The sequence below is a fragment of the Tepidibacter formicigenes DSM 15518 genome (genome assembly GCF_900142235.1).
Classification (GTDB): domain Bacteria; phylum Bacillota; class Clostridia; order Peptostreptococcales; family Peptostreptococcaceae; genus Tepidibacter; species Tepidibacter formicigenes.
The window spans coordinates 14,329-35,044 of record NZ_FRAE01000013.1 but is presented as its reverse complement, the minus strand read 5'-3'; the positions used below and the strand labels follow the sequence as shown (position 1 = coordinate 35,044).

At 27.3% G+C, this 20,716-nt stretch carries 20 protein-coding genes; 5 read left to right on the top strand and 15 right to left on the bottom strand.

Translation table 11 applies throughout. The features are described 5' to 3' along the window. Nucleotides 1–46 precede the first annotated feature (46 nt). The 9 genes from BUA77_RS03955 to BUA77_RS03915 form a co-directional block, all read right to left on the bottom strand. A complete protein-coding gene (locus tag BUA77_RS03955; protein WP_072887517.1) occupies nt 47–1,975 on the bottom strand; it encodes an OPT family oligopeptide transporter in 1,929 nt (642 codons plus the stop codon). 157 nt (nt 1,976–2,132) lie between these two features. Next, complete coding sequence (locus BUA77_RS03950; protein ID WP_242939079.1) at nt 2,133–2,780, bottom strand: response regulator; 648 nt, start codon at nt 2,778–2,780, stop codon at nt 2,133–2,135. 41 nt (nt 2,781–2,821) lie between these two features. Then, entirely contained in the window at nt 2,822–4,201 is a 1,380-nt protein-coding gene (locus BUA77_RS03945) for a sensor histidine kinase (RefSeq protein ID WP_072887515.1), read from the bottom strand. A 14-nt stretch (nt 4,202–4,215) separates the two neighbouring features. Next, nucleotides 4,216–4,815, bottom strand: a complete 600-nt coding sequence (locus tag BUA77_RS03940; protein WP_072887513.1) for a DUF6305 family protein — start codon at nt 4,813–4,815, stop codon at nt 4,216–4,218. 14 nt (nt 4,816–4,829) lie between these two features. Then, nucleotides 4,830–6,443: an ABC transporter substrate-binding protein gene (locus tag BUA77_RS03935; protein ID WP_072887511.1), complete on the bottom strand. Its 1,614-nt coding sequence runs from the start codon at nt 6,441–6,443 to the stop codon at nt 4,830–4,832. A 267-nt stretch (nt 6,444–6,710) separates the two neighbouring features. Next, nucleotides 6,711–7,574 carry a DegV family protein gene (locus tag BUA77_RS03930; RefSeq protein ID WP_072887509.1) on the bottom strand — a complete coding sequence of 288 codons (864 nt, stop codon included), beginning with the start codon at nt 7,572–7,574 and terminating at the stop codon, nt 6,711–6,713. Between the two features lie 273 nt (nt 7,575–7,847). Then, on the bottom strand, nt 7,848–8,561 hold the full coding sequence (locus tag BUA77_RS03925; protein ID WP_072887507.1) for a permease: 714 nt from the start codon (nt 8,559–8,561) through the stop codon (nt 7,848–7,850). Beyond that, a complete protein-coding gene (locus tag BUA77_RS03920; protein ID WP_072887505.1) occupies nt 8,558–9,037 on the bottom strand; it encodes a permease in 480 nt (159 codons plus the stop codon). The genes BUA77_RS03925 and BUA77_RS03920 overlap by 4 nt, the downstream gene beginning before the upstream one ends. 187 nt (nt 9,038–9,224) lie before the next feature. Further along, nucleotides 9,225–9,827, bottom strand: a complete 603-nt coding sequence (locus BUA77_RS03915; RefSeq protein WP_072887503.1) for a DUF1836 domain-containing protein — start codon at nt 9,825–9,827, stop codon at nt 9,225–9,227. Nucleotides 9,828–10,112: 285 nt separating this feature from the next. Here BUA77_RS03915 and BUA77_RS03910 point away from each other — a divergent pair, with 285 nt between their 5' ends. From BUA77_RS03910 to BUA77_RS03895, 4 genes are read left to right on the top strand one after another with little or no spacing between them, the layout of a single operon-like run. Then, nucleotides 10,113–10,433: a YbjQ family protein gene (locus tag BUA77_RS03910; protein ID WP_072887501.1), complete on the top strand. Its 321-nt coding sequence runs from the start codon at nt 10,113–10,115 to the stop codon at nt 10,431–10,433. Between the two features lie 24 nt (nt 10,434–10,457). After that, entirely contained in the window at nt 10,458–11,117 is a 660-nt protein-coding gene (locus BUA77_RS03905; protein ID WP_072887499.1) for a PspA/IM30 family protein, read from the top strand. A 12-nt stretch (nt 11,118–11,129) separates the two neighbouring features. After that, entirely contained in the window at nt 11,130–11,792 is a 663-nt protein-coding gene (locus tag BUA77_RS03900; RefSeq protein WP_072887497.1) for a DUF1292 domain-containing protein, read from the top strand. A 21-nt stretch (nt 11,793–11,813) separates the two neighbouring features. After that, nucleotides 11,814–12,356 (top strand): hypothetical protein, encoded by a 543-nt coding sequence (locus tag BUA77_RS03895; RefSeq protein WP_072887495.1) that lies wholly within the window; start codon nt 11,814–11,816, stop codon nt 12,354–12,356. Here the strand turns inward: BUA77_RS03895 and BUA77_RS03890 are convergent. The 6 genes from BUA77_RS03890 to BUA77_RS03865 form a co-directional block, all read right to left on the bottom strand. Then, complete coding sequence (locus BUA77_RS03890; RefSeq protein ID WP_072887493.1) at nt 12,349–14,061, bottom strand: ABC transporter ATP-binding protein; 1,713 nt, start codon at nt 14,059–14,061, stop codon at nt 12,349–12,351. The genes BUA77_RS03895 and BUA77_RS03890 overlap by 8 nt on opposite strands. Before the next feature lie 15 nt (nt 14,062–14,076). After that, complete coding sequence (locus BUA77_RS03885) at nt 14,077–14,913, bottom strand: ABC transporter permease (protein ID WP_072887491.1); 837 nt, start codon at nt 14,911–14,913, stop codon at nt 14,077–14,079. A gap of 1 nt (nt 14,914) precedes the next feature. Continuing rightward, the gene (locus BUA77_RS03880) at nt 14,915–15,892 is read right to left on the bottom strand and encodes an ABC transporter permease (protein ID WP_072887489.1); all 978 of its coding nucleotides are present in this window, start codon (nt 15,890–15,892) and stop codon (nt 14,915–14,917) included. Nucleotides 15,893–15,899: 7 nt separating this feature from the next. Beyond that, nucleotides 15,900–17,480: an ABC transporter substrate-binding protein gene (locus BUA77_RS03875; RefSeq protein ID WP_072887487.1), complete on the bottom strand. Its 1,581-nt coding sequence runs from the start codon at nt 17,478–17,480 to the stop codon at nt 15,900–15,902. Nucleotides 17,481–17,529: 49 nt separating this feature from the next. Continuing rightward, nucleotides 17,530–18,054: an FmdE family protein gene (locus tag BUA77_RS03870; protein WP_072887485.1), complete on the bottom strand. Its 525-nt coding sequence runs from the start codon at nt 18,052–18,054 to the stop codon at nt 17,530–17,532. 177 nt (nt 18,055–18,231) lie between these two features. Further along, nucleotides 18,232–18,885, bottom strand: coding sequence for an HD domain-containing protein (locus BUA77_RS03865; protein WP_072887483.1), 654 nt, complete (start codon nt 18,883–18,885; stop codon nt 18,232–18,234). A 455-nt stretch (nt 18,886–19,340) separates the two neighbouring features. Between BUA77_RS03865 and BUA77_RS03860 the strand changes: the two genes are divergently transcribed. Next, nucleotides 19,341–20,714: a beta/alpha barrel domain-containing protein gene (locus tag BUA77_RS03860; RefSeq protein WP_072887481.1), complete on the top strand. Its 1,374-nt coding sequence runs from the start codon at nt 19,341–19,343 to the stop codon at nt 20,712–20,714. Nucleotides 20,715–20,716 lie beyond the last annotated feature (2 nt).

The following is a 20,716-nucleotide window of genomic DNA, read 5'->3' as shown; positions in this document are numbered from 1 at the left end:
TATGAGGAAAAGAGGATATTCAAAATATCCTCTTTATATTATGTAATTAATTTTTCTTTAATAAAGAATGTTTCATTAGCGTATAAGTTAAAAGTGCAAAGAATCCTAATGCTCCAATTTGTCCTAGGTCAAATCCAAGAGCGACTTTCAAATTAGCCACAGCAAATACTGCAAGTAATATACCAATTAATCCTTCTCCAGCAATTAGACCTGATGCATAAAGAATTCCAGAATCAATTTTATCTTTGATGTTCTTTGCTTCTTTATTGTCAGCAATGTTATCTTCTCCGCCTTCTTTTGCAAATTTCTTATCTAATATACCTCTAATTACTCCACCAACCATTATTGGTGTACTTAAATGGATTGGTAAGTATAGACCAATTGCAATTGGAAGAACTGGTAATCCTAATAATTCTATTGCAACACCAATTCCCATTCCTGTAAATACAAGAGACCATGGTAAGCTTCCACCCATAACACCTTCTATAACAAGTCTCATAAGAGTTGCTTGAGGCGCTGGAAGTTCAGCTGATCCAAATCCCCATGCTTTATTTAATAATGTTAAAACAAAACCTATTGCAAGGGCAGCAGCTACTGAACCTATTAATTCTCCATATTGTTGTTTTTGAGGTGTTGCCCCTACTAGGAAACCTGTTTTTAAATCTTGCGATGTGTCCCCTGCCATAGCAGCAATAATACAAATAACTGCACCAACAGTTAATGTAGCAATCATTCCAGTTTGTCCATCGTTTCCAGTTGCTTTAAATACGATAGCTGTAATAATTAATGTTGCAATTGTCATTCCTGAAACTGGATTAGATGAACTACCAACAAGTCCCACAATTCTTGATGACACTGTTGCAAAGAAAAATCCAAATATTGCAATTAATAAAGCACCAGAGAATCCTACTGGTATAATTGGAAGCATCATCATTGTTAAAACAACAACTAATACTCCTATTAAAACAAATTTCATTGGCATATCTCTTTCAGTTCTTTTGTTTGTACCATTATTTTCGCCACCACCTGAATAATCCTTCATAGCATCTTTAAACGTTTGAACAATCAGTGGTAAAGATTTGATTAAGCTGAATACACCTCCAAAAGCAACAGCTCCAGCACCAACATATCTTATATAATAATTCCAAATACCCCAATATCCTAATTCCTTAATTGGAACTGATGCAGGATACATTATTATATCTCCCATACTACCAATGTTAGCAATTAGTGGAATCAACCCAAACCATCCAATAACAGCACCAGCTAACATATACGCTGAAATTGTAGGTCCGATAATAAATCCTACCCCTAAAAGTGCTGGTAAAACGTCTGCCCCAATAGCAGCTCCATTATAACCTGGAATAGGTGTTTCAATTTCACTTGGGAATAATTTTAATCCATCCGCTATAAATTTATATACTGCACCAATTCCTAAACCTGTGAAACATGCTTTTGCTTTATCTCCACCTTCTTCTCCAGCAAGTAATACTTCAGCACAAGCTGTACCCTCTGGATATGGAAGTACTCCATGTTCTTTTACAATTAATGCTTTTCTTAGAGGAACCATGAAAAGTACTCCAAGAACACCTCCACATAAAGCTATTGTAGTAATTGTTAATAAACTTGGTGCTCCAAGATTCCATTCTTTACTCCAAATATAAAGTGCAGGTAATGTAAATATTGCACCTGCTGCTAGAGACTCCCCAGCTGATCCAATTGTTTGAACCATATTATTTTCTAATATTGATTCTTTTTTAAGAATTCCTCTTATAATACCCATTGAAATTACTGCTGCAGGAATAGATGCACTAATTGTCATTCCTACCTTTAATCCTAGGTATGCATTCGCTGCACCAAATACTACCGCTAATAGAATACCTAAAAATAATGATGTTAAAGTGAATTCTGGTAAAATCTTATCTGCAGAAATAAAAGGCTTAAATTCCTTATCTGCAATACTTTCCTTTGCCATAAAACAACCTCCTTATTATTAATATATGATTCCTTATATATTATTATATATCGACATAAACATAATTGTTTTTTTATCACTTTTTTCTCTGAAAGAAATTTCAGAATAGTTATAATCTCTAAAAAAAAGCGCCTATTTTAGACGCCATTGCTTTTAATTAAATAATTCGATATTTATTTTTAGGTCTTCCGATTTGACCATAAATAGGAATAAGTTCCAGTTTTTCTTGTTCCATAAGATATTGTACATAGCGATGCACTGTTTGATAAGCGAGGTTCATGCCAATTGTAATCTCTTCTATTGTAACACCATCCTCTTGCTTTGAAAGAAAATCACATATCAAGCTTAAAGTAGCAGGGCTAATACCTTTTTCCACAAACACATTAGCTTGATCATCAATATTTTTCTTAGTAACTTCATGAATTTTTATATTAACATTAATTCTAGATATTAAATCAGGTGCTTTAATAGGTTTAATCGCAAAATCTGTAGCACCAACCTCAATAAATCGATCAGAAATTTCTTGTCTTTCATCAACAGTTAAAACCAAAATAGATATAGCAGGATCAAGTGCTCTAATTTTTTTAACAGTGTTCAGACCGTCCCAATCTGACATATGATAATCTACAATTACAAGCTGTGGCCTATACTGTTTGCAAAGCTCATATCCTTTTCGTCCACTAGTCGCCGTTAGTGCCTCATACCCCCCAAAACTACATATTTCTTTAATAGTATAAAGAATATCTTCTTCATCATCAATAATCACAATTTTTATGTTATTTCTGATATTTTCATTCTTTTTCAAGATATTAACTCCTTTCTCCATTTTTCTTCTTAAAACAATCTTCAACTCTTCATTGTATCAATATTATTAGCCTTTGGAAAATAGACTATTACAACAGTTCCAATCTCTGGTGTACTTTCAATATTTATCGTTCCATTATTGTCTTCAATAATTTGTTTTGCAAAAGGTAACCCTAATCCGGATGTTTTAGAAGTAGAATAGCCTATTTCCCATATATTTTCAAGTTCTGAAGGATGTATTCCTATACCATTATCTGAAATAACAATCCTTACACCATCTTCTACCATTCTTACCTTAATGCGTATGTGTTTAAAAGCATGTCTACAAGAAACAACCATAGCATTCTCTAGAATATTTATCAATGCTCTAACCACCCTAACCTTATTGACATACAATTCTGGCAAATCATTACCTAAATCAATATCAACTTTCAAAGTTTCATCTTCAATAGGAATCTGAGCTTGAATGTATTGAATCAGTTCCTCTACTTTTAACCTTTGACGAGAGGTACCATATAAAAAACTAGAAATCATTTCACTCATTTTACTAATAGCACTTTCGATTCTATCACTATAATCCATTAACTTGTCCGTAGTTGGATATAATGCAATTAAAGAATTTAATCCCCTAATTGTCACTAGAGGCGTTTTTAAGTCATGAGCTAGCGCATTAATTTCTTGATAAATTCGATTTTCCATGGCTTTAGATTTAATAATTTGAATATCTCTTTCCTTTTTATAATTTTCCTCAAGGATTAATATATTTTGCGCATAACTCATAAATAACGAAGCCGTAATAGATGCTGAAAATGTAAAAGGTAAAAAGAAAGAAAAACCCATAAAATTTAAAACAGATTCTGCTTTAAGATATGTTCCTGCAACTTTTATACTTATTGGTATATCACTTTGCCCAATTTGATAAAATGAAAAAATAGGCATAACATTAAGCCACTGAAATGCAAAAAATACTTGAATTGATACAATGGTAATTTGAATAAAAGGAAAAAATGAACAATTTCGTTCTTTCAATAATATGAACGTTGCAAGAAAGCCCATAAATGTTGTTACAGGCTCCCAAGGTATAATAAATAAAAAAGCTGCAATTCGATTAAGTATAAAAAACATAAGCAAAATCAAAACATCTATTCTAATAGATGGAAGCTGATATTTCTTTTTTAATATAGAAAAAAAACTAATTGTTCCTAGAAAAAAAAGTGTATTTTGAATTGAAAAGAGAATACTACTATAAGCCGAAGCTAGAATAAGATGTCCACTATCTCCAGTATATATAGCTTCTCTAATTTTCACAATAACATTAAACCAAAGGGTTTGAGTAAAAAATGAGAATAAAAAACCTAAAAAAATCAAAATCAATGTACTAACATAAACCTTATTGTCTTTAAATGATAATTTCATTTTCATAATCTCACCCTTTCTTATCTAAACGCTGAGGCGAAGGGTTCCGATAAACCTGTTACATCTTCAACCAGCGTAAGTTTAAAATTATAAAGCTTAGCTAGGTTTAGCAAATACTGATTATTATTATTATTTTTTGTGCTAATTACATAATTTGCATATTTACACGTTAAATTCAATAGTTTATCTGTTTTTTTGTTTGCTTCTTTTCTATTACCAATAAAAACAGTTATAATTGTAATTTTCTTCTTTCTAAGAATTTTAATTAGATTCTTAATACGTTTTACTTCTTGATTATAACCTAAATCGTGTAAATTTTCACCAATTGGACTATATCCTACTACAAATACAACTGTATTAATACCTTCAAGATCCACTTCTCTCGCTTGAGGCATAAAAAAATTATGAATCATCAGTTTATTGGCAATATCCTTCACAATATAAGTATCTGTACTTTGCCCAGCAGAAGTAATTAAAACCTTACCTTTTGCTATAGGTCTTGGCAGAGAAGGTAGAACATTTCTATCATCTCTTAATTGAATTTTACAGCTGTTAAAAAATGAAGCTACAACAAGCAAAATTGAAATAAATACTATAAATCTTAATATATTTGTTTTCACAATTAACCTCCAAACTATCTCTTAGATATTAAATCAACATCTTCTAAAGTTTCTTTTCCTGTAAGATGAGGTACATAACCTTTAACTTTATTTGAAACTCCAATAATTGGCATAGTATGTACAAGTGGTATTGCAGGGGTATTTTCATTAACAATTTCCTGTAATTTACGATAAAGATTCTTTCGGAATTCCTTGTCTGTAGCTTGACGAGCTTGTTTTAGTAATATATCCACCTCTTTATTATTGTAAAAAGAATAATTACTTGTAAGTTCTGTTCTTCGATTATCTGAAGCAAAAAAAGTATAAAGGAAATTATCCGGATCAATATGGTCTCCAGTCCAACCTGTTAGTATTAAAGTATGCTCTCCTTCTTTAATTTTTTCAATGTATTCATCCCATGAATATTTGATTATTTCTACTCTAATATCTGCTTTTGCAAGACTCTCTTTTATAAATTCAGCAAGAAGCATTGGATTAGGAAAGTACGCTCTAGGAGTATCCATCACCCAAAGGGTAGTATTAAACCCTTTAGAGTATCCTGCGTGTATAAGTAATTTTTTTGCTTTTTTAGGGTTATATTCTAAAGATTTAATATTTTCATGATATCCCCAAAGCATTGGAGGAACAAAAGAATTAGCAGGTCTTGCTAAATCATTAAAAACTTCTTTAACCATACGATCTTTATCAATTAAATGCCCAATAGCCATTCGAACTTCTTTATTATCAAAAGGTTCCTTTTGGTTATTCATTGCTAAGTATCCAATATTGAAGAAAGGTCTTAAATATACATCTATATTTTGATTTTTTTCTATCCGCTCTACATCTTTCGCTGTTAAATTATCTGCAATGTGTATTTTTCCTTCTTCAAGTAATTTCAAACGTTCTTCATTGGACTCTATTACACGAAAAACTACTTCGTCTATCTTCGGATCATTTCCCCAATAATTATTGTTTTTTGTCAAAACAATTTCTTTACCTGCTCTCCATGACTTAAATTCAAAAGGTCCTGTTCCTATAGGATGCTGCCTAAAATTCTCATTATACTTCATTATTGCATCTGGACTTGCAATACCAAATACAGGCATAGTAAGTGTACTTAAAAAAGGTGCATAAGGCTCATTGAGTACAATCTCTAATGAGTATTTAGAAACTGCTGTTACACTTTTTACTATTCCTGGAAATCCTCCGAAATTATAACTCCAATAACTAAAATAACCTGTATGGTAAGGATTATCCGAATTCATCCATCTTTCAAAATTAAACTGCACAGCATGAGCATCAAAATCTGTACCATCGTGAAATTTAACATTTTTTCTTAGTTTGAATACCCATGTGAGACCATCCTCGCTAGTTTTCCAACTTTCTGCAAGAGAAGGAATAATCTTACCTCCCTTTTTTTCATATTTTACTAAATTATCATATAAATTTACGGTTACTTTAAAAGACTCTATCTCTGTTGTTATTGCTGGGTCAAGGCTAATCGAATCGTTAGCTCTTGCAATAATCAATTTTTTATTTTTTTTTGAACTTAAAACTTTTTTACTTACTAATTTCCATCCATTCATTGAAGTTATAATAATTAACATTAAAATCCCAATAAATACAACATACCTATTACCTTTTTTCATCTTAATTCCTCCTTACTATATATAATAAAAAATAAATACAAATATCAAAGGTTATATCTTCATTCTATTAAATTTTAATCAGTATTGACAAGATGTTTTCAAATTAGTTGTTTTATAAAAAATAATATATCCAAAAATATAATGCCTTAGTAACTAATCTTACTTTAAATTCAATAAATAAGATTAATACTAAGGCATTATACACTCTACAATTTTAATTAGATTTAATACTTGACTAGAATTTATATTTCATGTGGCTTTTTATAACTATTTTTCAATAAAAAACATTGAAATAGCACCTAACCCAACATGAGCTCCAACTGCAACACCCATTTGCATAATAAATATGTTACCTTTAAAATCTGTTTCTTCAATAATTTTATTCTTTAAATTTTCTGCAATTTCTTTATCTGAAGTATAACCAATTATTACAAAATCTGTAATATCCCATCTGTTTCTATTTATAAATTCACGAATATAATATTTAAGTACTTTTTTTCGTCCTCTCTCTTTAGCAACAATTGATCCTTTTCCTTTTTTCATAGTCATTATAGGCTTAAGTTTTAAAATTTTTCCTATAAACCCACTAGCGTTTGTAAGTCTGCCGCTTTTAATTAGATGATCTAAATCATCTACAGAAAGAAAATGCTTTACATTTGTTTTATATCTCTCATTAAACTCTATTAACTCTTCAAAAGTAGCTCCTTTTTCTCTTAATCGAGCACTTTTCAAAACGAGCCACCCACTACCATGACTCATACATTTTGAATCTACAACATGAATTTTAATAGTTGATCTGGAATTTTCTTCATAGAAATACTCTTTAGCTATAATAGCAGATTGATAAACACCGCTTGTTCCACTTGACATACAAATACATAATATCTGTTTATATCCTTCTTTAATAGATTGATTTATTATATTTAAATATTCAGTTGGACTTGGCATTGCAGTAGTTGGTTCTTTATCTAAATCTTTAACTATATTATAGAAATCATCAGGTTTAATATCTATTCTATCTCTATATACATTACCTTTAATATTGATAGTTAAAGGAGCTAAACTTATATCATATTGTTCAATAAACTCCCGAGATAAGTCACATGTTGAGTCAGCTATAATCTTTATCATATAAAACCTCCAATAATTGATTCCGTAAATATTCTTATTTTAAAATAACATTAATTATCATAGATAGGTAAAAAGAATGGTTCTAAGAATTTTACAGTTTATATCTTACCTTATAATATACTCATATTATACTTTAGAACAACAGGCTAATTCAACATTTTTCGACTCTCTTTGTATATTTAACAAATGATTAAATATAAACTTTTACATGAACATTATATATTGATAGTCTAGAAAGGAGTATGCAGTCTCAAGAGTACTTACCTTCAGGTATTATATAATAGCATTTACTGGGCAAGTATTTTTAGCTTCTTCTATTTCTTTTTTCCACTCATTAAAGTTACATTCTTGATTTACTATTGCTTTTCTATCTTTAATTTGAAAAACCGCTGGACAGATTTTTGTACAAACACCACATCCAACACATATAGGACTTATACTAGGAATATCAGATGTTTCTTTTAATTCTACAGCAATTACATCTTCTTTTTTTAGTAATTTATCCATTAAATAAGCCATTCCAATAATAGCTGCAATAGTAAAAATCCATCGCACAATCATATACTTAGTTCCCATGAACTTTATTTCATTTATCAACATTGGAACTTTAATAACAGCCCATGAGCTTAAGATAATAATAATATTTTTAATACTTGCCCCCTTATTTAAAAGCATTCTACAAACTGGAAATGCAGCATAAATAGGTCCTGCCGATAAAGATCCAATAGTAAATGATATTATAGTTCCTTTAAGCCCTGATCCATTTCCAAAATTTTTTATAATCAATTCTGTAGGAATCCAAGTTTGAATCAAAGAAGTAAGCACAAATACTGCTGGCAGTATTTCAATCATTTCTATGAAATAATAAGTACTATCTTTGACTGCTTTAATACCTAATGATTTATTGTAGGTAAATAAAATAATATATCCTAAAAGGCTAAGTACTAGTATTTTATTATTTTTAATGAATTTTTTTATGCTATTCATAGAATAACCCCCATTCCTAATGCAATCAAAATTGCTGTTATAAAGCTAATAATATTTCTCCATGTGGCAAATTTTTTTCCAAATATATCTTTCTCAATAGGAAATGTAATAAATCCAACCATTGTCAATGTTGTCAGAAAAGCTGTTAGCACTAGAATATTAGCTCCACTATCTTTGAGTGAACCTATAAGAGGAAATGCAACAAATGCTGGAATAAGAGTAATTGTTCCTATAGTAGCAGCTCCGACAGTAGTTAAAATTAGATTTTCTCCACCTAAAACCAAACGAATTTTATCTGGTGGAATAAGCGCCAAAATTAGTCCAATGAGTAATAAAATACCTATAATATCAGAAATCATCCCTCCCATCATTCCTCTCGCTTTTCCAATAGATTGAATTGTTTTATTCTTATCTTTTTTTAAGGAAATTCCAAGTGCAATAATGGTGCTTAAAATCAATAATACAGTTGAAATCATAGTTATTCCTCCTTACATTTTTCTATATTAAAAATAATATATATATCAAGTTCTTTAATATAAGTATATAATAAAATAAAAAAGCATTCCGTAATAAATGTTACGAAATGCTAAATTTTTTCATTTTCACGTTAATCTTTATCAAAATATAGCAAATATGTCTATATATCAAATACTTCTAAATAATCTATTTACCATAATCTGTATTTTTAAAATAAGTATCAATAATTTTTTCTGCTAATCTTTTTTGAGCATTAGCCTGAGCGACCAACATTATAACTATTAAAAATAACTGGGCTAAATTTTGACTTTCACTGTCTAAATTATCAACTTTTTCTTTTATGGAATGTATATTTCTAGAAATAGAATCTTCAAAATCATCAATTTCATTGTCTTTAAGTTCTAAAAAAATAGAGTAAATGTCATTTAAAGATATGACATCATCTTCTGTATCTGTCATATCTTTTAAAATCGGATTAAATAATTCTTTAATATCGTCTAATGTTAATATTTGTTTTAAATAATACACCAAAATCATTAATATAATATGTTGTTTAGTATATTTTTTATTTTTGGGAGGCATTAAAAGACCTTGTTTTGTATAATTGTTAATCATTGTTTTAGTTAGAATTTTATCATCCTCATGTCTTTTTAAATTTCCTAGTTTTTCATCTATAAAATTAGTTACTTGATCCATATATAATTTTAAATCAGGAATATCCGATAAAAGAACTTTATCGTCTAAACACAAACCTTTTATCAATTTAATTAACTCATTTTCATTTATCATAAATATCACCTCACTTATATAATATAGTATTTAAAACCATATATCAATATATACATAACTTATAACATAATATTTTTAGAAAATTTAAGAAAATCAAAGTATTAATAAGATAATCTTTTATAATTATAAAAATTGGTCGATAATATTAAAAAATAGAACTTTGCATAATTTCAACTATATATTATTATATAAACATACGGATAAGTAGTTTTCAAAACTACTTATCAAAATTTTAAAAATCACATTTTGTAATAATTAAATTTCAAAATAAAAGGAGTGTATTAAATGATAATTACTACAACTAACAATATCGAAGGAAAAAAAATTAAGGAATATAAAGGAGTAGTATTTGGTGAAATTATAACAGGAGTAAATATAGTTAAAGATTTTATGGCAGGAATTAGAGATATATTTGGTGGAAGATCTCAATCTTACGAAAATGAACTTATAAAAGCTAGAGAAGAAGCTATAGAAGAAATGAAAATAAAAGCTAGAAATTTAGGAGCAGATGCTATAATAGGAATTGATGTTGATTACGAAGTTTTAGGTCAAAGTGGAAGCATTATGATGGTTACAGTTTCTGGAACTGCTGTCGTATTTGAATAAAATTAATAAGTTGGAGGGATAAAAATGGGAATTTTTAAAAGGATAAGTAATATAATAAGAGGAAAAGCTAATTCAGCACTTGACAATATAGAAAATCCGATTGAACTTTTAGATTTAAAAATTAGAGAAATGGAAGAAAGTTTAAACAAAGCAAAACTTTCTTCTGCTGAGGTTATAGGAAATTGTCATACTATAAAAAAACAATTAGAACAGGTACAAAAAGAAGTTCGAGATTATGATGAAAAAATTAAACTAGCTTTAAGTAAAAACAATGAAGAATTAGCTAAAAAAGCTTTACAAAGAAAATTAGATTTAGAGAAAAAATATGAAAGTTTAAAAAAATCTTATGAAGAATCTAGAGCTAAAGCTGATGAATTAAAGAAAAAATTAATAAGTTTAGAAGAAGAAATAATAAAAACTAGACAGTATAGAGATGAAGTAGCTGCCAGACTTAATAGTGCTGAAGCTTCTAAGAAAGTAAATGAAATACTATCAAATATAGATGCAGGTCATAATAGTATAAATATAGATGATATAGAAAGAAAAATTCAAAGTAAAGAAGCTTTAGCTGAAGGTATTGCTGAGCTAAAAGATAATTCAATGTCACTGGATAAGGAATTTGAAAAATTAGAAAGTGAAATAGATTTAGATGCAGAACTTCAAAAATATAAAAATCAATCATAATAGGTGATTAAAATGGATAATATAGAAAATTTTTTAAAAGAAGAGCAAGATAAATACGAAAAAATATACATAGACATAAATTATGCAATAGATAATATATCAGATTTTATATCAAAAGAAAATATTTCTAAGAGAAAATACGTATCAAAACTTAGTGTTATTAAAGATTATTTAGATTTGATAAAAAATACAAATGATAAATTAAACAAAAAGAGCATATTCAAATTATTTAATAATAAAGATAAATATAAAAATGATTTAATCAAATATAAAATTGAGCATGATAGAGATTTTAAGCAGTTAAACAACTGCTTAAAATGCTCATGCTTAAATTGTGTGAAAGAATGTAATTTTGACACGTGTTTAGGATGTAGATTTGATTCTAAAATAGTATATTGTGATCATGAAAAAATAAATGTAACTGCTCATCATAACTTTATATTAGATTTAATTAATAATAACACAGGGGAAAAAGATAAATACGAAGTATTAGCTACTATACAAGATATAAGCAAAGACAAAAGGTATATAGTAATTAGAAATATTAATGATTTTAATGAAAAATATATTTTATATTATTATCCAGGAATTATAGAAGATAGTTACGGAGAAATTATAGATGTTGAAGAGTTTGATTATATTGCACAAATATTTAGTTCTTGTAATTTAGAATAAAAATTCAGGGGTTGAAATTTAATGAGCAAAAATTTTAAAAAATGTTTTTTAATGATTTTTTTTATATTGGCATTTTTATTTTCAAATGTAATAATTGGTAGTATTGTGTATTTTAATAATAATCAAAGTAATATAGGTATAGTATATGCAAAATCCAATAGTTTTTCCAAACCAAAAACTAGTAGTTTTTCAGGTGTTAAAAAAACTACTAGTTCTAGTTCTTGGAATAAGACAAGTAAATCGACAAGTAGCGGGTTAAAATCAGGTAATTTTTCTAATTCTAATAATAGTAAATCAACAAATGGTAAAATGAAAACAGGAAGCTTTTCTAATTCTAAAAAAAATAACAATACAAATACTATATACCCACAAGATAATCATGGTGATATTAAAAATGCAGATAAAACTGTTAAAATAAATATTCCTTATGTACATACAAATTACAGAAATAGCAGTCATTTTAGTATGTCAAGACTCGGTTTTTTTGAAATGTTTATGTATTCATTTTTAACTATAATAATAATTGTGTTTATAATTGTTATTTTTAAATATTATATTAGATAGTTTCAAACAATCCTTCTTTTAATAAGGTTTTAGTAAAATTACATTTAGGGTTGTTAAATATGTCTGTACTTATTCCATTTTCTATAATTTCTCCATCATTCATTATAAAAATTCTATTTGCTATTTTTCTAGCAATAGTTAAATCATGAGTTATATATATCATTGAAAATCCATTTTTATTTTGAAGTTCTTTTAATAATCTCAGTATATTAGCTTTTGTTGAAGGATCTAGCATAGAACTTATTTCATCAGCAATTAAAACTTTTGGTTCCATTATTAAACTTCTAGCAATGGCAATTCTCTGCCTTTGTCCTCCACTTAGAGTATATATTTTTTTATTTATGAATTCATTATCAGTAGGAAGTTGAACATTTTTTAGTGCTTTTATTACGCTGTCTTTTCTTTTTTCTTCTTTTTCTATTTTCAGTATATCTAGAGGTTCTTTTATTGCATTTTCAACAGTAAAATTTTCATTTATAGAAGAAAAAGGGTCTTGAAATACCATTTGAATGCCCTTTTTCTGTCTTATTGTTTCATATTTGTTTATTTTGTTTCCTTCAAATAATACAATTCCGCTGTCTTGTTTTAAATAACCTGAAATAATATTTGCAAGAGTAGTTTTGCCTGAACCAGATTGTCCTATTAATGCAATTATTTCTCCAGATTTAAGATCAATATTGCAATTTTTACATGCTTTTATTAATTTATTTTTTAGTTTATAAGTTTTGTTTATATTTTTAGCTTCAAGTACAGTAACTATCCCTCCTCGATTACATGCTACTTTTCTTTCTAATGATACGTATTCTAAAATCGGAATATTATTAAAACATTTATCTATAGATTGATTACATCTTTCATAAAAAACACAACCGTTATTTTTTTTATTTTTTATATTTGATGGTATTCCCCATAAATCATGATATGGATTTACTTCAGGAGATGAATTTATAAGTCCTCTTGTATATGGATGCATAGGATTTTTAATAACTTCTTTTGTTAATCCTTCCTCTAATATGTATCCTTTATAGAGAACTTCTATATTTAAAGTAATTTTAATTATTGTAGAGATTTCATGAGATATTATTATCATAGAAAATTTATTTTTACTTTGTATGTTTTTTAATAAATTTATAATTTGATTTCTAGATATTGGATCAAGTGCACAAGTTGGTTCATCTAATATTAAAAGCTCTGGGTCACAAGCGATAGCCATGGCTATTAAAACTTTTTGCCTCATACCTCCTGAAAGCTCATGAGGATACCTGTTAATCCATATTTCATCGAGCCCAACCATATTTAAAAGTGATTGTATTTTATTTTTTATTTTTTCTTTAGAAAAATTAGTATGTTCTTTTAATGTTTCTTCAATTTGTTCTTTAATAGTAAGTACTGGATTTAAAACTTCTAATCTGTTTTGGAATACAATAGCAATTTTATTCCATCTATATTTGTTTTTTTCTTTTTCTGAAAGTTTTGTAATATCTATACCATTGTAAATTATTTCTCCACTTATTTTTGCCTTATTGTCGAGTAAAGATGTTATAGCCATGGCTATTGAACTTTTACCACTTCCAGATTCTCCTATAATACCTAATGTTTCCCCTTTATTAATATTAAAAGAAATTCCTTTTACAGCTTCCACTGTATTATCTTTTGAATTATATGTAATTTTAAGATTTTTAATTTCAAGCAATGTATTTTTCATATTCATACCTCTTTTTTATAATTTATAATTAAATTTATTTTCAAATTCTCTGCCGATAAAAGCTATAGAAATAACTATGATGAGAATAGCTATAAGAGGAGAAAGTACCCACCACTTCCAATAAGGGGTAAAATATATTCCTGTAAAATTTAAAGCATAATGAAGAATAAGTCCCCAACTTTTTGAAGTAGGATCTCCTAATCCTAAAAAAGAAAGAGATGCTTCGGCAATTATAGCTTTACTGACAAGTCTAATAAAACTTACCATAATTATAGGATAGATTTGAGGTAGGAAATGATTTATAGTAATATAAAAAAATCCACCTCCATACCCTCTTACTACTTTTATATAATTTTCTTCTTTTATGGATAAAATTTTAGAGCGTATTATTCTAGCAAGTGAAGTCCATGAAAAAACACTTAAAACAAGAATTATATTTTTTATACTAGGACCAAAAAAAGCTCCAAGAACAATCATAGTAGGAAGATCTGGCAAAGTTATCATCATATCTGTAAATCTCATTAAAAAATTATCTATCCATCCTCCTAAATATCCTGATAAAATACCAATAATGCTTCCTATTAATATCGATAAAAAAGCTGTACCCAATCCTATAATTATACTCATTCTTACTCCGTAACATAATTGAGAATACAAATCAATTCCTATATCATCAGTTCCCAATATGTGGTTTTTAGATGGAGGTTCTAAAGAATTACCTGAAGGTAAAATATGTGAAGTTTTTAATAAATAAGGAGAAAATATAGCTATAAAAATAATGACTATAAAAATCAAAATGGAAATTTTTCCAATTATTGAGAATCCTTTTATAAAATTCAATATTTTTTTCATATTACTTCAACCTCGGATCTAATTTTTTGTATATTAAATCTGCAAATAAATTCATTGTAAGTACCATTATAGCAAGTAACAAAAATATACCTTGTATTAATGGATAATCTCTGTAAAATACAGCATTTTTCATAAGCATACCAATTCCGGGATAATTAAATACATTTTCTATTAAAATAGACCCTCCAATTACATATCCAAAATTTAAAAATATTTTTGTAATTACAGGAAGTATTGCATTTTTTAGAGCATGTGAAAATATAATTCTTTTTTTATTAAGTCCTTTAGCTTTTGCTGTAATCATATAATCTTTTTCTAAAACAGATATCATACTGTTTCTTGAAAGAAGATAAAATCCTCCTATATTTGTAAAACTTAAAGTTATTATTGGGAGTATTGCATGATATCCTAAGTCAAATATATATTCATAAATAGAATTGTAATTTGCAAAAGCACTTATTCCTCCAGATAAAGGAAATATTTTCAAATAAGCTGAAAAGTAAAATAAAAACAATACCCCTATTAAAAATGATGGAATTTCAGAAAAAATAACAAATAAAAAATAAAAAATTTTATCAATTATTTTATTTCTATAATAAGCTGAAATGCATCCCCAAAACATTCCTAAAATAGCACTTATTATAGTAGAAATTAATACTAGAGATATTGTCCATAAAATTCTATTCATTATTATACTTAAAACTTCTTGGTTTAAAATTATACTGTATCCTAAATAACCTTTAAATATATTTTTTAAATAGTTTATATATTGAACGCTTATAGGCTTGTCAAGTCCATAATAAGCTTTATATTTTTGAATTTGTTCATCTGAAAAGGTAACTAAATCACTATTACTCTCACTTGAAAGAAATGTAAAAGGATCCCCAGGCATCAACCTGGGAATAAAAAAATTTAGTGTGCTTATAAATATAAAAGCAATACAATATTGTGAAAATTTTTGAAGTATCTTTTTTTTCATAGTATTCCTACTTTCTTTCTAAATAAGATAATTTACAATGTTCTGCATAGTGATGATCGTATCTATACATCCAACCGTTGTATTTTGAAGGTCTATATAGAAAATTTTCTATTGTATTATATACAGGAATTTGAGGCACTTCTTTTGAAATAAGTTCTTGAAGTTTGAATATTATTTCCTTTCTTTTTTGAGGATTTAATTCATACATTTGTTTTTTAGCTAATTTATTTATTTCTTCATTGTAATATCCTGGTATACATCCTGATGCAGGACTTTTATTTCCTTTAGTATTTGAAGCATAAAATTCTCTTAATGAATCGGGGTCTCTTCCCCATCCTCCATGGCCAATTATAGCAAGTTCAAAATCATAATTTTTAACTAGACTATCTCTAGTTTTCATATCAACACTTTTAATGTTAATATTAATCCCTACTTTTTGAAGAGTTAATTTCATTAATTCTGCCATTTTAACTTCTTTATTCGAATTTCCTATAAGGAGTTCAAATGTATATTTTTTACCTTTAATAAAATTTTTAGCTTTGCTACTATCTAAACTGTATTTTTCAACTTTATCATTATACCATCTATGTCCTTTAGGTATATAGCCCATACTTGCAACTATTCCTGAACCTCTTCCTACTTTTTGAAGAATTTCTTCTCTATCTATTCCATAAGCAAAAGCTTTTCTGAGATTTACATCTTTAAGTTCAGGTCTTTTATTCATATTAAAAATAAGTCTATATCCCCAAAAAGGTTTATTTTTACTTATTTTAAATTCATCATTATTTTCATATCTTGAAATTATATCAGGAGACACTGAAATTAAATCTATTTCACCTTTTTCAAAAGCAAGTACAGGATCACTTACAGGAATCCACTCAATAGCACTTACCTTTTGTTTAGGTCCCCAATAATCTTTAAAAGCTTCTAATTTATATGTTCCTTGTTCACTATTATATGATATGAATTTATATGGTCCACATCCTATAATAGATTTGTTAGAATTAAATTTTTGAGGATCATCAACTTTTTCCCATATATGCTTAGGAATAATTCTCATTTTTCCTATTCTATCTAAATATGTAGCATTAGAACTATTAACATAAATTTTTACTTCATTTTCATTTAAAATTTCAACATTTTCTATTATGTATTTTCCATCTATTAAAAGACTATTCCAAACAGGAGAATGATTTTTATAGTAATCAAATGTAAATTTAACATCTTCTGCGTTAAATTTTTTTCCATCATGCCATTTTACATTATCTCTTAAAGTAAATATATATTCTTTTCCGTTATTTTCAATTTTCCAGTCTTTTGCGAGCCATGGTATAATACCTTTCTCATCTTTTTCTAAAAGACTGTCAAATATAAGTTCCATTTTAAACCCGCCAGGACCTCTTGGGTAATGTTTATAAGGATTTGGATATCCCCAATCTCCACCTGCAAGTCTAATAACTAAATTTTTATTAGCATCTTCATTTGATGAGTTTGTATCTATAGATTTAGTATCACAACCTACTGTTAATAAACAAATTATTAGTACCAAAAATGTAATTATAGAAAACTTTTTTAAAACGTTTATCATAAATGATTTATTCCCCCCTTTTTAATTAACTTTCCAACATGTCCAATTCCTACCATATCCTTGAATAATCATCAAAACAGTCAATACATACTTTTTTTCCATTCATTAATCGAATTTTATGCTCTGATGCAGTTTCGTTACAAATTTCACATATTATACCGTTAAATATTCTCGCTTTATCTGGCAAATCAAATTTAGGAGTTTTAAATTCAAATAAATCAACTGCATTAGAATTTAATATATAATTTTGTCTTTCTTCTCTACTCATTTCATCTTTAAAAGATTTTAATATTAATCTAATTTTTTCGCCAGTTTGTCTGTTGAAAAAAGTATATGCATGTTTTCCTGTATTTTTATATATAAGATTACCTTTTCCAAAAGTACATCCTGTTAATATTTGAATAGCATCAACTCCACATGCATCATTTTCTGTAACACACACTATTTCTTCATCAGTTGAAAATTTAATATTCATTTTTTCCATTACAGCTTCACAAGCTTTAAATCCTATTGCAAGACCAGGACATTCATGTCCATGAAATTCAATGCATTTTTTCCATTGTTTTTGATTCATATTATTCACCCCTATTATTAATATTTAAAAACAAAAAAACCACAAAAGTAATTTAATCGCTTCAACGATTAAATTAACCTTCATGGTTAATCTGTTAATATTTATACATCTATAGTTAATCTCAAGTAAAATACTACATCAGTTAACATGTTTTGTCAATATCATAATTGGCTTATGCTAATTTATTTTATTATTTTTCTTTTGTTCTAAATGCTGTTTACATTTTTTTATGAAATGCTGAATATTTTTTTCTTCTTCTTTAAATTTCTCTTCAGTCATTCCTCCTCTTCCAAATCTATCGCATGTAGAGAGTAATGCTATTTCATCTACAGAAGTTTGAGACGCCATATTATCTATTTCTGCAAATGGTAGATTTTTGACAACGAATAATATCTGCATATGCCATCTTACAAGGACTGATACTTTATTAATAAATTCTTCATCATCTGTGAATTCTTTTAAAAAATCTACAGCTAACTTTGCTCCTATTTTATCATGATTATATGAAGTTATTCTTTCTTTTCTAATTTTAGTTGTAGGAGCTTTTCCTAAATCATGAAGAAGTGCTGCCCACATAAATACTTTAGGATTTTCACTTAAATGCTTTTTTTGAGCTGCATTATCTATTACAAGCATTGTATGCTTCCATACACTACCTTCAGGATGATGTTTAGGTGATTGAGGTGTATTTATTAAATCACCTAACAACGTTAATGGATATTCTTTGTTAAATATACCTTTTTCAGCAATTTCTTCAAAATATTGCGAAGGCTTTTCATCTTCCATTAAATGTTTTTCAAATTCTTGAAAAATATCGCTATTATTTCCCATAAATATTCCTCCTAGATAATATTTTAAATTTATTATTTCATTTAACCTAAATAATATTGCAATTATTTAACATTTTATATAGCTTGAATATAATAAATAATGAAATATGAAAAATTTTGATTTTACATTGCATCATTCGATTTATTTTGAGTATTTTTTAAGATTTTTGAGTATTTTTTTGAATATTAGAAAGGGTGTTGTTTTATGTATTGCAAGTTTTGTATATAAAAATTTCATTTTAGATTGTTTTTTTTAATTTGCTATGTTAAAATACTTTTAAAGTTTAATGATTACACAAAACATACGTATGTGTTTATTTTAGGACTATTTTTTTGTATTTAATTCATATTTTTCAATTTTATAAATATGTTGTTTTTTGTTCATTGAATAATTTATCAAATGAAAAATAATTTAAATAACCTTTCAATTTTCGTATTGTTATAGGAGGTTTTATTATGAATAAAAATTTATCAAAAAAATCAAATTTATATAATTTAATGGATTGTACAAAACCTAATTATTTTAAAGAGATATTTCCTTACTCAGAAATTCCAAAAGTAACTTTTAATAACATAAATTATCCAATGAATATTCCTGAGGATATATGGATAACTGATACTACTTTTAGAGATGGTCAACAATCTTTATCTTCTTTTACAGTAGAGCAGATTACTACTTTATATGACTATCTTCATAAGTTGGATAACAAATCTGGAATTATTAGACAAACAGAGTTTTTCTTATACTCTAAAAAAGATCAAATGGCTGTATCTAAATGTATGGAAAAAGGATATAAATTTCCTCAAATAACTTCTTGGATAAGAGCTAAAAAAGAAGATTTAAATTTAGTAAAAGAAATGGGAATAAAAGAAACAGGAATGCTTATGTCTTGTTCAGACTATCATATATTTAAAAAATTAAAAGTGACAAGAGCTAAAGCTATACAAATGTATTTAGATATAGCTGAAAAGGCACTTGAAAATGATATAATACCTAGATGTCATCTAGAAGATATAACAAGAGCTGATTTTTATGGTTTTGTAGTTCCACTTGTAAATAAACTTATGGAACTTTCATCAAAACATAATATGAAAGTAAAGATCAGGGCATGTGATACATTAGGTCTTGGAATTTCATATTCAGGAGTAGAACTTCCAAGAAGTATCCCCGCAATAATGTATGGTCTTAAAAATGAATGCGGTGTTCCTTCAGAATGGATTGAGTGGCATGGTCATAATGATTTTTACTCAGTTGTTACAAATTCAGTATCAGCATGGGTGTATGGAGCTTCTTCTATTAATACTACCTTATTTGGTATTGGTGAAAGAACCGGAAATTGTCCACTAGAGGCTATGCTTATTGAATATGCTCAAATAAAAGGAAATTTAAGAAATGTTGATTTAAGAGTATTACCTGAAATAGCTAAATATTTTCAAAAAGAAACAAATTATAAAATCCACCCTCAAACTCCTTTTGTAGGAAGTGAATTCAATGTAACAAAAGCAGGAATACATGCTGATGGAATATTAAAAGATGTTGAAATATACAATGCATTTGATACAGATAAAATATTAAATAGACCTATAGTAGTAGCTGTAAATCAATATTCTGGTCTTGCAGGTATTGCAGCTTGGATAAACACCTATTTTGAATTAGAAGAAGTTAACAAAATATCTAAAAATGATTCTAGAATAAATCCTATAAAAAAATGGATTGATGAACAATATTTAAGAGGAAGAACTACTGTGATTTCTAATGATGAGCTTAAAAAGATTGTTTTTACTTATTTTCCGGATATTATGAAGACAAACGAATCAAAAGCAATTTAAAA

Coding starts and splice junctions, on each gene's coding strand:
- BUA77_RS03955 (WP_072887517.1), bottom strand. CDS start 1,975: ATGGCAAAGGAAAGTATTGCAGATAAGGAATTTAAGCCTTTTATTTCT.
- BUA77_RS03945 (WP_072887515.1), bottom strand. CDS start 4,201: ATGAAAATGAAATTATCATTTAAAGACAATAAGGTTTATGTTAGTACA.
- BUA77_RS03935 (WP_072887511.1), bottom strand. CDS start 6,443: ATGAAAAAAGGTAATAGGTATGTTGTATTTATTGGGATTTTAATGTTA.
- BUA77_RS03930 (WP_072887509.1), bottom strand. CDS start 7,574: ATGATAAAGATTATAGCTGACTCAACATGTGACTTATCTCGGGAGTTT.
- BUA77_RS03925 (WP_072887507.1), bottom strand. CDS start 8,561: ATGAATAGCATAAAAAAATTCATTAAAAATAATAAAATACTAGTACTT.
- BUA77_RS03920 (WP_072887505.1), bottom strand. CDS start 9,037: ATGATTTCAACTGTATTATTGATTTTAAGCACCATTATTGCACTTGGA.
- BUA77_RS03915 (WP_072887503.1), bottom strand. CDS start 9,827: ATGATAAATGAAAATGAGTTAATTAAATTGATAAAAGGTTTGTGTTTA.
- BUA77_RS03910 (WP_072887501.1), top strand. CDS start 10,113: ATGATAATTACTACAACTAACAATATCGAAGGAAAAAAAATTAAGGAA.
- BUA77_RS03905 (WP_072887499.1), top strand. CDS start 10,458: ATGGGAATTTTTAAAAGGATAAGTAATATAATAAGAGGAAAAGCTAAT.
- BUA77_RS03900 (WP_072887497.1), top strand. CDS start 11,130: ATGGATAATATAGAAAATTTTTTAAAAGAAGAGCAAGATAAATACGAA.
- BUA77_RS03895 (WP_072887495.1), top strand. CDS start 11,814: ATGAGCAAAAATTTTAAAAAATGTTTTTTAATGATTTTTTTTATATTG.
- BUA77_RS03890 (WP_072887493.1), bottom strand. CDS start 14,061: ATGAAAAATACATTGCTTGAAATTAAAAATCTTAAAATTACATATAAT.
- BUA77_RS03885 (WP_072887491.1), bottom strand. CDS start 14,913: ATGAAAAAAATATTGAATTTTATAAAAGGATTCTCAATAATTGGAAAA.
- BUA77_RS03880 (WP_072887489.1), bottom strand. CDS start 15,892: ATGAAAAAAAAGATACTTCAAAAATTTTCACAATATTGTATTGCTTTT.
- BUA77_RS03875 (WP_072887487.1), bottom strand. CDS start 17,480: ATGATAAACGTTTTAAAAAAGTTTTCTATAATTACATTTTTGGTACTA.
- BUA77_RS03870 (WP_072887485.1), bottom strand. CDS start 18,054: ATGAATCAAAAACAATGGAAAAAATGCATTGAATTTCATGGACATGAA.
- BUA77_RS03865 (WP_072887483.1), bottom strand. CDS start 18,885: ATGGGAAATAATAGCGATATTTTTCAAGAATTTGAAAAACATTTAATG.
- BUA77_RS03860 (WP_072887481.1), top strand. CDS start 19,341: ATGAATAAAAATTTATCAAAAAAATCAAATTTATATAATTTAATGGAT.